Below are 14,404 nucleotides of genomic sequence, written 5' to 3'. Positions count from 1 at the left end.
CTCTCCCCTCACAAGGAACGAGAACCCGGCGGGCGAAAGCTCACCGGGTTTTTTTATGTGTTTTTTTCGAGCAGCGCGGTAAAAACGTCGCGTGACGAAAGAGAGCACATAACAAAGAACGGTTACCTGGAGCGATTGCACAGGCACATCAAGCTCCAACATTTTTTGCACTGCGTTCTTTGTTTTAAACGCCTGCGATCCGGGCTAACGAGCAAACAACGACACCCTGCGATTGGTTCCGTCCCCGCCACACCATGGGCGTGCGGGGAAGATCCGGGGTTACTAGCGCACTAAGGTTTCCCGGAACCAAGGCTATTGTAGAGGCCCTTTCGCTTATAACTTGCCAGACCAACCCTTGAACAGGGAAAGAACTGGCGAGGCTACCAAAGATAATATGCAGTCATGTGTTAAAGCCCTCGGACTCTTGAGGGCGTAAAGTCATCTCGGTTCGTTCAGCCCCAGAAGGTTAAACCGCCTCGCAACCGCTAGACTTGATAATAGACACCAACCTTCCACAAATTTATTATGAGTCGGCAACGAGAAGGAGGGATATATGTCCAAAGAGTACCTGCACTACATTGAAACAAAACCTGACGTGATGGTTGGCAAGCCTTGCATTAAAGGGACGCGGATAACGGTTGAAGCTATTCTGGAAATGCTTGCTTGCGGCATGAGTCATTCTGAAATTATTTCTGATTTCCCTTCCCTTAACGAAGCCAAAATCAGAGCGGCGCTTATGTATGCAGCACACCATATTGCAAAAGGGAGCGCTGCATAGTGTTGTTAATCGATGAGAACTTGTCTTACAAGCTTGCCGCTCGGCTGGCTGGTGATTTTCCGGGAACAATTGCAGTCGCTAAGGCTCCGAGTTTAGGGGAAGGCACGCAAGACCCTGTCGTCTGGGAGTATGCAAAAACGAACAACCTCGTTCTCGTCACAAAGGATAAAGACTTTGTGGACTACTGGCAGCGCTTTGGTCCTCCCCCAAAGGTCATCCGCTTAGAGATAGGGAATAGTAGATTAAGTAATGTCGAGCAGATGATCATAAATAACAAGAACAAGATACTGCACTTTATTAGTAGCTCCAATGATGGGCTGTTAATGCTAAAGGGCTTTTAGAAACAGCCCCCAACTTTGACCGGCTTCCCACATGCGCGGAGATTGTCATAGTCACCGATATAGCTTTTCACTACGTGCAGATAGAGTCCATGGATGGATTTGTACCTACTCTATCCACATATCCCACTTTTATTGAGACCAAGCCTACCCCTTAGTGTAAATGTGCCGACGTTTGTTAGTGTGACCCGCTTGTTTGTATCTGGACATACGAACACGGAGCAGACCAGGGGAATCGCACTTCGTTTCTTGCTTGAAGTTTTACTAAAGTGGCAGGAAATTGCTAAGAGTACGATTTTAAGGAAATACTCTGCAGTAGAGAATCCCCGGAAACCATGGAATAGCGAGTAAAGTGGCGAATTTGAGATATTGAGTGCCATTTTCACCTCTCACGGGGAAAACATGGTTAATTATTCACCACATAGTGCGATTTGCCTGCGGAGCAGGTCCTCTTTCTTCATAGAAAAATTCACTCCTCCCCACGCCTGCGCGGTTTGAGTAAATGCCGAATTTGTGAAATTAGGGTAGGCCCTAAGCCCCAAAGGGGAACAGGCTTTGGAAATATCAGGGTTTCAATTACTGAATAATTTGGAACTAAGCTGTAACAGTTAATCTGGTGTAAGACGTTGTGATGGGGACAGGTATTTTTTTACGCTTAACTGTATATAAACACAGCCCATTTCTCACGTGACTGGAAAGTCGCACGCTTTTTCGTAGCGAATGGCTCGGTTTGCTGATGATTTAGTCTTAAAAAATGCTTTGATTCAATAACTTGCGAGCTAGCCTGTTGTGATAACGAGACACCCAAGAAAGTGTATATGCGCACGCACGATTTCTTGTAAGTGAGGTAGTTTGACTTTCTGGGGTTTTACACTGGAATCAGTGGGTTGGATGAACTATCTTCAAAAGATTGGAATGGAAAAACGCGCATGCGCGATATACAAATGTTATACGTGCACCTTTACAGGTACGTGGCTAATCCTAAAATATAAAGAAGATTTTTAAATGAGGCCGTTGTGGTTAAGACTCTTCGACTATTTTTACTATTTTATCAATGCAGTTTTGGGTTTTGTCGCTCTGGCTGTGGCGATCGCTTTGATTCGAAGTGTCCTGGAAGGTAAACCAAGTTCGATTGCTTTAAATGCTTCCTTTCTTGGCTTGTCAGCCATTATTTTGGGCCTCACGCTTAAATTTGCTCTCAAATCTAAGGTTAATAATATCAAGCAAGGACTTGGCGTGATTCTGGCCCTAGCCTTGATGCTGTTCGGCGCTGAAGAGGCGTCCATTAGGGCGTCAATAATGGTGGAGGACTTTTATGCATACGAATTTTCAGAGCTAGGTTTGGAGTATTTGGCTATGACTTCTGCAGTGATATGCCTTTGGCTTCTGGTCTCCTTAATCGGCTGCTATCTTCTTCATAGAATTGAAAAACGTATAACCAGTGGGTGAAGCCGACCGGTACTACGCTGCGCTCTGTACCGGCAGCTTACCCAGACATTATGCATAAGCAGAGTAATCGAAGTGGATGAAGAAGCTCTCACCAAAGACTTAATATCACGTATTTCGAATGATTTTGAAATATTGAGAGAGGTCGATGGCTTCCATCAATTCTACGAGCAAAGCGTGAGAATTGATTTGGTGTTAAAGGCGAAGCCTCATCTTATAGAGCAGGGCTTTACTAATGAGTGGTTTGGTATAGAGTGTAAATGGGTTACTGGGGTACTTAAACAGACATCTAAAACTACAAGGCTTGTATGGCAAAGCATTACATACGCTCAGTCGCTTTTTAATATCAATGGAAGCTGGGAAAAACTTCGATTCGTAGCGGTATATACTCCGCCTCATCTAGAATCATCAATTGAAGCAAACCTTACGCGCCTGCTAGAGCTAGGGCACTATGGCTGCGTTGGCCGCTTCCACTTCTACAAACATTATCAGGGTTGGTGCATTCGGTTTGTTAAAGTCTATGCAAGCACTAATGGCGAACTCTATATTAGTCAGCCTCAGCTACCTAAAATCAGAGCGGGGAGTGTGTAATGCATAACAAACCGCAGCAATCGCTCCCGTTGGTCGCAGGGACAGCCAAAACGCTACGCTTATTTGTCTGCCCCTGTGCGGGGCGTTATGCTCTTAAGGAGATGAGATGACCGAAAGTGAAATCGTATTAAAACTTGCTGAGCAAGCTTTAAAGGCAAAAGAGCCTGACTTTGTAGGAGATTTGATAAAAATTGGACTTCCTATTTTAGGAACGATAGTGGGTGGTCTTATAGGCTTATTTGCTTCGAAGCTAACAGCCGAATTTAATAGTAAAACTCAGGTCGAACTAGCATCTTCGGGAATATAAATCCATGACAATGGCCAGATACATCCAGCCTTCTCCTGTTTTCAGATAGGTCACGTCGCCAGCCCAAACCTGATTGGGCGCAGTAGGATTAAAATTCTGATTCAACAGGTTATCCGCAACCGCATGATGGTGCTTGCGCCTTGTAGTGGGTTTGTAAGCAACGCGTTGCGTGACCTGAAGACCAAGCCGACTCATGAGCTTGCGAACCCGGTAGCGTCCCACCTGAAAGCCTTCTTCACGTAGCTTCTTCATCATCTCTCGACTGCCCAGACTGCTTCGAGAAGCGTTAAACAGTCGCTTCATTCGCCGATGCAGATGCAGATGCAGCTCATCAAACCGGATCACCGGCGCGGAGCGCCGTCGCCGGGCATAAAATGCTGATCGACTTGCACGCAGAGCCCGGCAAAGCGCTTTCACAGGGAAGCGATTCGACTCTGCCTGAATGAAGGCGAACTTTATTTCATTTCTTTCGCGAAGAAGGCCGAAGCCTTTTTTAGAATTTCCTTTTCCATGCGCAGCTCTTTGTTTTCTTTGCGAAGCCGTTTTAACTCGGCGCGCTCGTCTTCAGCCAGAACCTGGTTTTCAAGCTGAGCTTCAATTTTTTCCTTCCACTTGTAGAGCATATTGGCGCTAATGCCGAGGGATTTAGCCGCTTCTGGGACGGAATAACCTTGGTCGCGCACCAAGGAAACGGCCTCTTCTTTAAACTCTTTTGTATACTGTTTATACGACCTTTTCTGACTCATGCTGACACCTTAATCGTTGACGGGTATTGTCTCTTATTAATGTGTCCGGGACTATTAGACCACTACAATCCTTACAAAGAATTACAGAGCTTGAAAAAGAGTTGATGATCAAACGAAATCTCCGATTAGAGGAATTGATTTCTTGCTTGGATGACTTTATCCAAAATGTAATGGACTACTGCACTAACGTAAAGAACTGGAAAATACACTACAATAATAACAATGTGGATAAGCAAGAAGAAACGGAAGAAAAGCTTAAGGAGTCTGAGAGTAAATTTTACCAAGGCTTTCTTCATCTGTTATCTGCCGAATCAAAACTATTAGTCCTTGGAGCTGATGAGCTGCAAGCTGAGCTAAGGGCTCTAGGAGAATATGCTCAAGAAATGTACCGCGCAGTACACAAGGGTAATTCGAAAATTACTAGCGAAGAAATCGACGAAAAGCTAAACACCCTTAAAGAGAAGAGAAAGGGCCTATATAAATCTATCGGTAATCACGAAGCTGCGGAGCATAACAAGTTGCTCCAGCGGACTCACGAAGTGAGCCGCTGAGAAAAGCGTTATGCGGAAACCATTGTATGAAGTACTACTTCGACTACAACAAAGACGATGCTGACTGGCCTGTTAAGCACTGCTTGAACAAAATGCTAAACAGCTTCAGTTTTCCACATAAAGTAAAGGATTTGGTTACCGGGGAGTGTGGAGGTGAAATTGACTGGCACATACTGAAATGGAGCAAAGATGTAGGTTCTGACTTTCAAGTTGAAAAGTACGACGGGTTCATGGCTTATCTAGGTCATGAAGAGCATGGACTGAGCGACGGAGAGATTTTCTGTATAATTCCTAAATCTAAACTTGTCTCATACTTGAAAGAGGCCTGTGATTTTTACGGAAAGTATCAAGACACCACCCCGTCAGATATTGAATCACTTAAAGAAAGTATTAGAGAAATTGGTAGCAAAGCATAACAAGCGCAGGCTGCCGGAATGCCTTTCCGCTCCTTCGTCGCTACAAGTCATCCGCAGCTGCGGGCGTTATGTATTTATAGGTTGAGGAAGTCCATGGATAGAAATCTTATTAAGTGCAACTCTATCGAATATCGAAAAGGCTATATCGAAGTTCTAGCGGGTATTCATGATGAATGTGTAAATATAGAAGCATGGAATATACACCCTGAAGTTGATATTACGTCGCTTGATCTAGGTGATGAATCTCTTCCTGAAGGTGCGGTAACCTCTAATACAGAAATCGAGCTTAGCCTTGAAAATGCTGAGTTACTAATTAGCCTGCTAACTCAGGCTGTAAATAAAGTCCGTGCTAAAAACAATACATAACAAGTTGGTGAAGTACACTCCGGTGGCTATCGCCACGTGCGCAGGACAGCAAAAGCGTTAGGTGTTAATCAGTATGCATAGCCAACAGATTCAAAAATTGATTGATGCTGTAAGGAAAGAGTTTGGAGAAGTTCATTACTTTGGATCATCCAAAGAAGAGAGACACGGAGTTGGATTTACGATTTCCGATGTCAAGACTACGTTTTCTATCTCTACATTGGGTGGTGACCTAAAGAACAGTTACGATATTCAGGTAGAAAGTATACCCGCTGGTGAGTATATATTTACTAATGAAGTTTCACTGGATGAATTTATGAATCTCGTGAAGATATTTAGAGGTCCTAAGAGTGAGTGGCCATGAATACACCTAAAAAGTCAAACCAGCAAGGGCCCTTCGGGCCGGGACGCGCTTACGCCCCCCCTATTCAGTCACAAAGCCTGATTAGATCCCCTCCTTGTCCAGCAGCTTTAATACTTTGAAATAATCTATGGAAATAAGGCTTTCCCTAAGGAGGATGAAAGCGTCATAACAAACAATTTTATATAAGAAATGACGATTTATTGGGCTAAGGTCGAATCTGCACGGTATCAAATACTGCGGGTGTTTAATTTTTTTCACGCATAACCCAGCTCGTTTTACTCGCGATGCAAATCTAGCTTTTCTATTTCAACCTGTTGGATCTTTTGAGAAATAGACAACTTCGAAAATACGAATAATTATTCGATTTTTCGAATTGACAACTCCACCAGTCCTAACCACCTTCTTTTGTGGCGGATCAGAAGAAGCGTAATTTCCCTTTAAAAACAACGAAATTAAAAAGTTGGCACGCGTAGTGCTTATGCACACCTAGCGAGATAAAAAACTCTATTGCAGATACAGCGAAGCATTTCATGATCAAGCATTTCAGCGAACAGTCGGGACACGAGCTTAGCCAGCCTACGCAGGGCAGCTTCGTGGCCAACCTGCTGCTTAGTGACTGGCAATGCGATTATTTACGCAGTTGGATCGCAATTAACAGCAAGCCAAAAGGCAAAGCCTCCCCCTAGTGACTTAGTCACGTTCAGAGGGAAGCCAAAACCTCTGGACCCCCTCCCCTTATCAAGGAATAGGAATCCAGCGGGTTAGCGCTCACTGGTTTTTTGATGTGTTTTATCTGTGGACACAATGTGGACACTTTGGCTTTTTAAATCCTTTTTATAGCGGCCAACAGAATATATAACTTATTGTTTTTTATTGAATTTAGGTAGGCTGGCCGAATGGTAAGGCAGCGAGTTGCTAACTCGTCGAACCCGAAGGGGTTCTGCAGGTTCGAGTCCTGCGCCTACCGCCACCTTTAGACAGAGGAAGTCGCAAAACGGAGAGTTGCCAGAACGGTAATGGAGCAGTCTTGAAAACTGTGGCTTGGAGACAGGCATGGGGGTTCGAATCCCTCACTCTCCGCCAGATATTTTGACGATGAAAAAACGAACACGGCCTGTTGGTCCAATGGCGAAGACGCCGGGTTGTCTCCCCGGAAACAAGAGTTCAATTCTCTTACAGGCCGCCATTTATAGTGAGGTAAACAAGCATGTACAGCAATCAATTGGCGGAAGGTTTCGCCGCTAATCAGGCGGCTTACCTCAAACAGAGACTAGACCGCCGCCTGGGTCATGATCGGACTCAAATCCGGGTCGATCAAAATGATCTGATCGTCGTTTTGGAAAGAAGCGACTTGATCCGCATCGCCGCCGGCGACATCCCCACACGTATCGGGGAGTTACGCGTGAAGGCGAAGCTGACAGGTTAAGAGTCACGCGTTCGTGATGGAAATGGCAGACATACTTGGCTTAGAACCAGGCGCCGTAATCGGCATGCGAGTTCGAGTCTCGCCGAACGCACCACATTTACTAGCGATCTAAAAAACACTTATCGCTTAAAACGTATTACAGCCCGGTAGCTTAACTGGCAGAGCAGCGGCTTCCAAACCCGCCAGGTGATGGTTCGAATCCGTCCCGGGTTGCCACTTTGATTAACGAAATAGACCAGAAAAGAGGAAAAGGTCATGGAAAACGAGTTCGACGAACGGGTCGTCATCCCCAGCAACAACTAGAAACTGTCATTCTTCCTGGCGATGCCGCCTCAAGGATGACCTCAATTTACCCTCACACTGCCCCGTAGCTTAATTGGTAAAGCACCGGACTTTGACTCCGGAAACCCTGGTTCGAATCCAGGCGGGGCGGCCAATTTCAACCAGATAAACCTTAAAAAATCAGAGCATGTAGACAGATAGAAGAGATGTAGTCATGAGCACCCCTCGCATACTTAGATTGGACAAAACCGGCCAACCCATGCAGTGGATGAGCCAGGAAGAAGCGGCCACGCTAATCTGCAACGATCGCGTACTCTGGAGCGCCGGCGATAACGTCATTGTTTTGCGAGGCGGAACAGGACGTGACGGACAACGGTCCACCCTTGAAATTCCAACCATCATCGCTTCCGAAGGACGCGACAAACATTTGATGGAAACACCGCCGCTGACCAACAAATACCTGTTCCGGCGGGATGACAGCACCTGCATGTACTGTGGACTGACGTTCCCTTATGAACTGCTCAGTCGGGACCACATCATGCCTGTGTCCCGGGGCGGCAGGGATATCTGGAAAAACGTCGTTTGCGCCTGTATCCGGTGCAACAACTTCAAAAGAGACCGCACACCGGAAGAAGCCGGCATGCCTCTATTAGCAGTGCCATTCGTACCCAGCCGGTACGAATACCTGTATCTGACCAACAGAAACATTCTGGGAGACCAGATGGAGTTTCTACGTAAAGGCTTCAGTCGCCACCTGCTGGCGAGAATAGCCTGAGCCACCTCACCCTTAGCGGCCTTCGGGTCGCTTTTTTTCACTCAGATAGAAGCATCAGCAGCATTAAATAAACGAGCCTGATGGGAAGAAAGGCGCCAGGCGGTGTATAGTCTCTATATGTTTATTTTTGCCAAAAAAAAGCACTCGTACATTTTTTGAATGAGTTAGCTCGAATTTCCACGTCTTTTACACTAGAGCCAGCGGACTGGAAGACGTATTTCTTCTAAGCTCGGAAACAGAAGTTCACGCGTGCGATATCTAAAGGTTTACGTAAATCCAAAATGAAGATAGCACTCATATTTTTAGCTTTCTTAACACTTGCATCATGCTCAACGCCACCAGACCTTGATGCCATACAAACACGATTCGAGACTGATACCACCCCCTATGAAAAGCTCACAGCGATGGTTACCGAAGATTTTCAAGGAGAGTATTGCTTTAGTGTCGGAATAGATATTATCGGAGGCTTTAGGGAGTATTCTGGTGAGTGGAGTCATACGCAGAATCATGAGAGCACGCTGAGTCTTTCTCAGGTTTTAAAAGACGTCAGTATTCCTGAGAATAAATATAAGTCATATTTAGCGCTGTTTAAAACCACACAAACCGAGCGCGTTACTTTTTGTCCGCCATCCAAATACTACATTATGGCCCATCGCTCGGGGCTGGGTATTTCTGGATGTTTATTAGATATAGTGAAAGGTATCACTCCTCCAGCTGCATATGGTAAGCGGAACAACGGAGAGGACTTCATGGAGGTTAGAGTGCTGAAAAATGGATGGTGGATGGAGTATAAATGCAGCTAAATATGAATATCGAATTACTGAACGCTTGCACATACTCCTGTGCTCATTTTGTTCCAGTGAAAAATATTTCATAAGCATTTAGTTATGGCTTACAACAAGGCTAAAAAACATAGTTCGCGGCAACGCTGCGAGTTTATTTTTGTGGTATTAGGCATATAGAATGAACAAATCGGTCAGAGCGCTTCTGGAACAAGTGGAAGGCGTAGCTGATTTTTCTGGCGTCAAAATCAACGATATAAACGACACAAATATTCTGGGCGATAATGCCCTTCATTGCGTCTGTGTATGGGGAGACTTAGACGCAGCCAAATTGCTGGTTGAAAATGGGATAGACATAGAGCAGAAAGGAGAAGGAGGATTTACACCTCTCAGAGTGGCAGAAGAATTTGGTCACAAGGAACTTGTAAATTATCTTATGTCTATGGGCGCTGACGCAGAAGCATTAAATACAGAGTTTGAATTTGATCCAGAAGTAAACTCTAGGCATTTAAAGAGACTAGAGGAACGCATAGAAGAGCTGAGTAAAATGACACTGTCGGGGTGCAGTAAAGATGTCTAAAGAATGTTAAAAACGATGCGTCAGCAAAGCCATCGGATTAATTATCCTTTTACTCGTAGCCTCAGCAAGCGCATTCATCCTTCTTTCAAAGACCGATGAAAATGACTTTGATATTGTGTGCTCACCATTTAGAGATTTGTCTAAAGAAGGTAACGTGGATGCCTTATCACATGATGAAAAAGTGGCTTATATCACCCAGAAATTGGATCACAAGCTAACCAAAGACGACAATGCATACGAAGCATGGATGGCTACTTCTTTTGCTTATGAAGGTCAGAGATATATGCTTTTTAAAATGGCCGCAGATAGCACAGGCTATGAAAGTTGGAGTTGCGATGAGATGCGCAATCTGATTGAGCCTTCTTCAGAGTAATACTTTTTACTCCTGAAGCTGTTCGATCGACTCATCCTGCTCACACATTCCCAGCTTCCGTTCCCGATTCATCTGGACCCAGGCGAGTTTCCCCAGGGCGCACTCAATATCGGGCGCGTTGGTGATATGAATTGTGAAGGGCGGCGCAACGCCAAAGCCGCCGAACAGGCAGTCATGCAAGGAGTCCAGGCAGGCGCCAAAGTATCCGTTATCACCATTCAGGGCCTCCCCTAAAGACAGGTAAAAGCTTGGGATATCCGTGATGTAGCGGCCGTCAAGAAAGACCTCTCGTCCCTTTTTATCCACCGCCCGCAGACGGCCCTGCCGACAGTAATCTTCCCGATTTTTATGTATCTGCCGATATTTCTGATGATGGTCCCAGTCCGCCCATACCGGTTTTTTGCTCGACACGCGTTCTCCCAAGGTAATTCGTTAGTGCACAGATTTAATAGGAAGGCCTATGCGCCTAGCTCTGCGGAGCTAAGGTCGCAGTCAAGGCCGCTATTTGCTGTTGCAGCATTTCCAGGCGATTGTTCAGTCTCGACACTTCGTTTTCGTTTGGCTTGGTTCCAGCAAGTAGTTGCGCCAGACTCTGATCGATGCGGTGCTGTTCCTTGCGCAGTTCATCGATCCGATCGAGGATTAATCTCTGCGAGCTGTATGATTTCAACCTCTCGTCCCGTTCTTGCAGGGCTGCCTTGTGTTGTCGGAGCATGTCTTCCAGAGCTTTGTTCTGCGACCGCAATTCCGCCACTTCAGAGTGCAGGTTGGAGTTCTCCGAATTAGCGCTTAACAGCATGTTGCGCTCCACCAATGTCATCGCATACTTGCGTTCCAGCTCCCGGTAAATCTCGGCGTTGGTCACCTCTGAAATACGGTTTTGTAGCTGAAGCTCCAGCTCCGCATTCTTAAGCTGTAGAGGATGTATCGTCAGATGCAGGTTGGCGGCGTACACCAATGCGCCACATGCAGCGGCCAGAGCGAGAGTCAGAGTGAAGGACTGCTTTCCATGCTCGAGCATAGCGTCTCCTTTGAGAATTAAAATAGAACCCACTACGGCCATACTGCGAGTCGACGTAGATTACTCCATGTGTCCCCCGCAACCAAGCTAATCGCCATCATTACAGGCAAAACGACTAAACACACCTCAAGGGGACGTGACATTGCGCATCTGAGTATGCGAGACCATACTTTTTTTATGAACGATAACAGCACCAGATTAGTATCCGAGTACAACCTGAACACCTTCAGAGACAGCTTTGCACGCTGCTTTTGCGATGTGGATAGTGATGTGCGCTTTGTCGATGACTTCTATGTACGCCTCAAAGCCTCTGACGCCAATGTCAGCGCCATATTCAATCGCCGCCCCATAGAACGACAGGTGCACGCCGTTCGCTCGGCGGTTTATGCCTTGGAGGAGTACGCCACCAACGGGCGGCCTGATGATACATTGAGATTGATAGAAGCATCGCATAACCATCAAACGATGGGATTAACGCCCTGTATGTACGAACTATGGTTGAGCTGTCTGCTGGAAACCGTCCTTCGCCATGACCATGCATACAGCGATGAAGTGAGGCAAGCCTGGGAGCTGACTCTGAGGCCCGGCATTGATTATCTCAAACAAACGCTCATCGCTGAAATCCACGTCGCAGAGGATATAGAAGAAGGGAAAACCAACGCGCCTGAATAGTGGAGCGTCAACCCGTGTCGCCCTTTCTTCTCCGCCCCGGCTGTGCGGGTTTAACGCCGGAAAGCTCTCCGCCGCATGCCTTGACGATAGTCTCCATCACCATCTCCGCCGCAAAATTCTTAGGCATGGAATCCGGATTGGTCACCGCCAGTTGATAGGCGCCTTCCATCGTGGCGAGAACCATCGCCGCCAGTTTACGAATGTCTTCCGCCGCCAAGCGATCTCCCGCGATATTCCACAATAGTTGCGCCAACTCTTTCATTTGCATGGCGATGGCTTCGCAATACAACTCCCTGACGTCATCCACTCGCACCGCCTCAGCGCCAATCAACACCCAGGCTTTCACCGCCTCTGGATCAGCACCTTTCCCTAGCGCCAACCTGGCGTCGACAAACGCCCGCAATTGCTGCTCAGGCGTTTGCGCGTCGATACTCAGTCTTCGATAGCGGGTTTCGCCAATGCTGACGACGTACTCGACCAGCGCCAATAAAATTTCCCGCTTAGCCTTGAAATGATAGTGAATCAATCCCGGCGTCAGGCCCGCCTCCGCAGCGATCGCCTGGATTGTCGCGCCGTCGTAGCCCTTTTTCGTCATCACACGCAACAATGCGTTCACTATCTGCATACGACGCTCTTCGGTATTGGACTTTCTCCCCATCGCCGCTGCTCCCCCTAATTTAGCCCTGGAAGTATTTTGGTCATTTAACCAAATTTCTATTGCCGTCGCGATGATTTGCTTTTAATCTATTTTTGGTTGGTCAACCAACTTATTCAAAATGCAATTCACTGCGACATTTCGGTATCAACGGAGGAAAACGGGCTCATGAAAAGCGTCAGTCGTTTTAACACCTCTCAATACCCGCCAAACGGCGTCCAGCGCATCGATTTAGCGCCGGAATTGAAGAAAGAATGTTTCGTTCTGCGCGGCGTTTTTTCCGCGGCTCTTTGTGAACAACTATTGGCGGACGCCCTTGCTCGTGGATTCAGCGCTGCAGACGCAAAATATCCCCCCAGCTACCGCAATAACGCCAGACAGGTGGTGGATGATCCTATACTGGCGCAGAGTTTGTTCGAGATCTGCCGCAAGTTCCTGCCTCAGAACCTGCCTGACGCAGCGAACATCCCTGCGTGGGAACTACGCTCACTGAATCCTCGCCTGCGACTTTGCCGCTACAGCGCCGGGCAAAGCTTCTTTCCCCATCAGGACGGGGTTTATGCCTGTCCTGACGGCTCGGAATCAAAGCTGACTTTCCTGCTCTATCTCAATGACGCTGCAGAGTTCGGCGGCGGCGACACTCTGTTTTTCAAGGATGCTTTCGCAACGGAAATAAACGCTCGATTTACGCCCCGTCGCGGCGATCTGATCGTGTTTGACCACCGTCTCTGGCACAGCGGAGACACCGTCCTGAGCGGAGAAAAATACATTCTTCGCAGCGACTTGATCTATCAGTCATCACGCTCGAACGGCGCTGCCCCTGCGCTGTTGAATCCACATACTCTGCATGCCCACAATGGCTATATCTGGAAGATAGCGACGCTTTCAGGCGGACGTTTCGCCACGGCGTCACGGGATAAAACCATCCACATATGGAGTCCACAGAAGCAACTACTGCAGACACTGTCCCGGCACGCAAACTCGGTTCTGGATTTATGTTCAAACGCCAAAGATGACCTTTTCTCCGTCTCTCGAGATGGGACCATCAGTAAATGGGAACAGTGTGAAACGGGCTATTTTCACGTCAGGAAAATTAACACTTTTTGCCCGACGCCATTGCATGTTTCAGTCTTGGACGAGAACCGAATCGTCACCACTGGTTCAGACGGCGTTATTCGTCTCTGGGATCATGATCTGGCGCTTCTGGGGACGCTGACTGGACGCCCGGGCTGGGTATGGGACCTCGCCTCATTGGGACAAGAAAAAGCCGTCAGCGGCGGAGAAGACGGTTCGTTGTGCTTCTGGCGAACAGATACGCGTGAATGCTACTTTCGCCTCTCCCCCGATGCAGGCCCAATTCGTTGCCTGGCCTTATACAGCAAGGCTCACAGCGTCTTCGTCGGAACTGGAACCGGTCATATATTACACATCGATTTATTACCGGAACCTTATGTGACGAACGTCTGGAAGGCTCATAACGGCATCGTAAGAAGCCTGTTTGTCGGGGCGGGAAATCAACTTATAAGCGCCGGGGAAGACTTCCGAATCAAACGATGGAGCTTGGCGGGAAGCCCCCTTAGTGAAGACATCAGCCACGAGAACTTTGTCACTTCCCTATGCCCATATAGGGATAAGAAATTTCTCTCCGCCTCTTATGACGGACGTGTGATATTTCATTCACTTTAATCAGCATCGGGAGCGCTCCACTTTACTCGCCTTCCTCAAAATGAAAGCGTTATCTCCGCCCCGCCCCCTTGTGCGACGCGCCTCACAGAAATTTTCACCTAAGCCATCTACACTAATTTCCCCCCTCTCAAAAACCAAGTCTCCAGCAATTTTACTAGTCCTTTTTTATCGCCTCTAACCACTTTTGTTATAGCCATATCAACCTATTTTTCTGCCCAGGTCTTTTCGGGTTAAATGGCGATGCCCGCAAGC

Annotated in this window: 20 protein-coding genes, 6 tRNA genes and 1 pseudogene; 23 read left to right on the top strand and 4 right to left on the bottom strand. The window is 47.2% G+C overall.

Annotated features, from left to right (window positions below):
• Positions 1 to 553: 553 nt before the first annotated feature.
• The 5 genes from EUZ85_RS08250 (at position 554) to EUZ85_RS08230 (ending at position 3,460) form a co-directional block, all read left to right on the top strand.
• Entirely contained in the window at positions 554 to 778 is a 225-nt protein-coding gene (locus EUZ85_RS08250; protein WP_127968840.1) for a DUF433 domain-containing protein, read from the top strand.
• The gene (locus tag EUZ85_RS08245; RefSeq protein ID WP_127968839.1) at positions 778 to 1,119 is read left to right on the top strand and encodes a DUF5615 family PIN-like protein; all 342 of its coding nucleotides are present in this window, start codon (positions 778 to 780) and stop codon (positions 1,117 to 1,119) included. Before EUZ85_RS08250 ends, EUZ85_RS08245 begins: the two co-directional genes overlap by 1 nt.
• Positions 1,120 to 2,121: 1,002 nt before the next feature.
• On the top strand, positions 2,122 to 2,565 hold the full coding sequence (locus tag EUZ85_RS08240) for a hypothetical protein (protein ID WP_127968838.1): 444 nt from the start codon (positions 2,122 to 2,124) through the stop codon (positions 2,563 to 2,565).
• A 72-nt stretch (positions 2,566 to 2,637) separates the two neighbouring features.
• The gene (locus EUZ85_RS08235) at positions 2,638 to 3,153 is read left to right on the top strand and encodes a hypothetical protein (protein ID WP_127968837.1); all 516 of its coding nucleotides are present in this window, start codon (positions 2,638 to 2,640) and stop codon (positions 3,151 to 3,153) included.
• A 106-nt stretch (positions 3,154 to 3,259) separates the two neighbouring features.
• Positions 3,260 to 3,460 (top strand): hypothetical protein, encoded by a 201-nt coding sequence (locus EUZ85_RS08230; protein WP_127968836.1) that lies wholly within the window; start codon positions 3,260 to 3,262, stop codon positions 3,458 to 3,460.
• Here the strand turns inward: EUZ85_RS08230 and EUZ85_RS31575 are convergent.
• Positions 3,446 to 4,206 (bottom strand): annotated as a pseudogene (locus EUZ85_RS31575) (IS3 family transposase); the annotation flags it as partial. The gene EUZ85_RS08230 and the pseudogene EUZ85_RS31575 overlap by 15 nt on opposite strands.
• Positions 4,207 to 4,352: 146 nt before the next feature.
• On the opposite strand from EUZ85_RS31575, the gene EUZ85_RS08215 reads away from it, so the two are divergent.
• The 16 genes from EUZ85_RS08215 to EUZ85_RS08145 all read left to right on the top strand — a co-directional run bounded on the left by EUZ85_RS08215 (position 4,353) and on the right by EUZ85_RS08145 (position 10,118).
• Positions 4,353 to 4,757 carry a hypothetical protein gene (locus EUZ85_RS08215; RefSeq protein ID WP_129498726.1) on the top strand — a complete coding sequence of 135 codons (405 nt, stop codon included), beginning with the start codon at positions 4,353 to 4,355 and terminating at the stop codon, positions 4,755 to 4,757.
• Positions 4,758 to 4,783: 26 nt separating this feature from the next.
• The gene (locus EUZ85_RS08210; RefSeq protein WP_127968832.1) at positions 4,784 to 5,173 is read left to right on the top strand and encodes a hypothetical protein; all 390 of its coding nucleotides are present in this window, start codon (positions 4,784 to 4,786) and stop codon (positions 5,171 to 5,173) included.
• A 93-nt stretch (positions 5,174 to 5,266) separates the two neighbouring features.
• Positions 5,267 to 5,539: a hypothetical protein gene (locus EUZ85_RS08205; RefSeq protein WP_127968831.1), complete on the top strand. Its 273-nt coding sequence runs from the start codon at positions 5,267 to 5,269 to the stop codon at positions 5,537 to 5,539.
• A 73-nt stretch (positions 5,540 to 5,612) separates the two neighbouring features.
• Positions 5,613 to 5,900 (top strand): hypothetical protein, encoded by a 288-nt coding sequence (locus EUZ85_RS08200; RefSeq protein ID WP_127968830.1) that lies wholly within the window; start codon positions 5,613 to 5,615, stop codon positions 5,898 to 5,900.
• Positions 5,901 to 6,430: 530 nt separating this feature from the next.
• Positions 6,431 to 6,586: a hypothetical protein gene (locus EUZ85_RS31110; RefSeq protein WP_164887204.1), complete on the top strand. Its 156-nt coding sequence runs from the start codon at positions 6,431 to 6,433 to the stop codon at positions 6,584 to 6,586.
• 196 nt (positions 6,587 to 6,782) lie between these two features.
• Positions 6,783 to 6,870, top strand: a tRNA-Ser gene (locus EUZ85_RS08195).
• A 26-nt stretch (positions 6,871 to 6,896) separates the two neighbouring features.
• Positions 6,897 to 6,983: transfer RNA gene (locus EUZ85_RS08190), tRNA-Ser, on the top strand.
• A gap of 28 nt (positions 6,984 to 7,011) precedes the next feature.
• Positions 7,012 to 7,086, top strand: a tRNA-Asp gene (locus EUZ85_RS08185).
• A 21-nt stretch (positions 7,087 to 7,107) separates the two neighbouring features.
• The gene (locus EUZ85_RS08180; protein ID WP_011399229.1) at positions 7,108 to 7,326 is read left to right on the top strand and encodes a hypothetical protein; all 219 of its coding nucleotides are present in this window, start codon (positions 7,108 to 7,110) and stop codon (positions 7,324 to 7,326) included.
• Between the two features lie 7 nt (positions 7,327 to 7,333).
• Positions 7,334 to 7,420: transfer RNA gene (locus tag EUZ85_RS08175), tRNA-Leu, on the top strand.
• A 46-nt stretch (positions 7,421 to 7,466) separates the two neighbouring features.
• Positions 7,467 to 7,542 (top strand) — tRNA-Trp (locus EUZ85_RS08170).
• 145 nt (positions 7,543 to 7,687) lie between these two features.
• Positions 7,688 to 7,762: transfer RNA gene (locus tag EUZ85_RS08165), tRNA-Gln, on the top strand.
• Between the two features lie 60 nt (positions 7,763 to 7,822).
• On the top strand, positions 7,823 to 8,383 hold the full coding sequence (locus EUZ85_RS08160) for an HNH endonuclease (protein WP_127968829.1): 561 nt from the start codon (positions 7,823 to 7,825) through the stop codon (positions 8,381 to 8,383).
• Positions 8,384 to 8,664: 281 nt separating this feature from the next.
• Positions 8,665 to 9,186 carry a hypothetical protein gene (locus EUZ85_RS08155; RefSeq protein WP_127968828.1) on the top strand — a complete coding sequence of 174 codons (522 nt, stop codon included), beginning with the start codon at positions 8,665 to 8,667 and terminating at the stop codon, positions 9,184 to 9,186.
• A 160-nt stretch (positions 9,187 to 9,346) separates the two neighbouring features.
• Positions 9,347 to 9,745, top strand: a complete 399-nt coding sequence (locus EUZ85_RS08150) for an ankyrin repeat domain-containing protein (RefSeq protein ID WP_127968827.1) — start codon at positions 9,347 to 9,349, stop codon at positions 9,743 to 9,745.
• 154 nt (positions 9,746 to 9,899) lie between these two features.
• Complete coding sequence (locus EUZ85_RS08145) at positions 9,900 to 10,118, top strand: hypothetical protein (RefSeq protein ID WP_127968826.1); 219 nt, start codon at positions 9,900 to 9,902, stop codon at positions 10,116 to 10,118.
• A 6-nt stretch (positions 10,119 to 10,124) separates the two neighbouring features.
• Here EUZ85_RS08145 and EUZ85_RS08140 read toward each other — a convergent pair whose 3' ends face one another.
• Together EUZ85_RS08140 and EUZ85_RS08135 are read right to left on the bottom strand one after the other, a co-directional pair.
• Complete coding sequence (locus EUZ85_RS08140; RefSeq protein ID WP_206618026.1) at positions 10,125 to 10,529, bottom strand: barstar family protein; 405 nt, start codon at positions 10,527 to 10,529, stop codon at positions 10,125 to 10,127.
• 55 nt (positions 10,530 to 10,584) lie between these two features.
• On the bottom strand, positions 10,585 to 11,139 hold the full coding sequence (locus EUZ85_RS08135; RefSeq protein ID WP_127968824.1) for a hypothetical protein: 555 nt from the start codon (positions 11,137 to 11,139) through the stop codon (positions 10,585 to 10,587).
• 177 nt (positions 11,140 to 11,316) lie between these two features.
• Between EUZ85_RS08135 and EUZ85_RS08130 the strand changes: the two genes are divergently transcribed.
• Complete coding sequence (locus EUZ85_RS08130; protein WP_127968823.1) at positions 11,317 to 11,811, top strand: globin; 495 nt, start codon at positions 11,317 to 11,319, stop codon at positions 11,809 to 11,811.
• Positions 11,812 to 11,818: 7 nt separating this feature from the next.
• On the opposite strand, the gene EUZ85_RS08125 is transcribed toward EUZ85_RS08130, so the two are convergent.
• Positions 11,819 to 12,469: a TetR/AcrR family transcriptional regulator gene (locus tag EUZ85_RS08125; protein ID WP_127968822.1), complete on the bottom strand. Its 651-nt coding sequence runs from the start codon at positions 12,467 to 12,469 to the stop codon at positions 11,819 to 11,821.
• A gap of 165 nt (positions 12,470 to 12,634) precedes the next feature.
• Here EUZ85_RS08125 and EUZ85_RS08120 point away from each other — a divergent pair, with 165 nt between their 5' ends.
• On the top strand, positions 12,635 to 14,152 hold the full coding sequence (locus EUZ85_RS08120; RefSeq protein WP_127968821.1) for a 2OG-Fe(II) oxygenase: 1,518 nt from the start codon (positions 12,635 to 12,637) through the stop codon (positions 14,150 to 14,152).
• The last annotated feature ends 252 nt before the right edge of the window (positions 14,153 to 14,404 follow it).

Source organism: Hahella sp. KA22, assembly GCF_004135205.1.
In the GTDB taxonomy this organism is placed as follows: Bacteria; Pseudomonadota; Gammaproteobacteria; order Pseudomonadales; family Oleiphilaceae; genus Hahella.
This window is presented reverse-complemented; position numbering and strand designations above follow the sequence as displayed.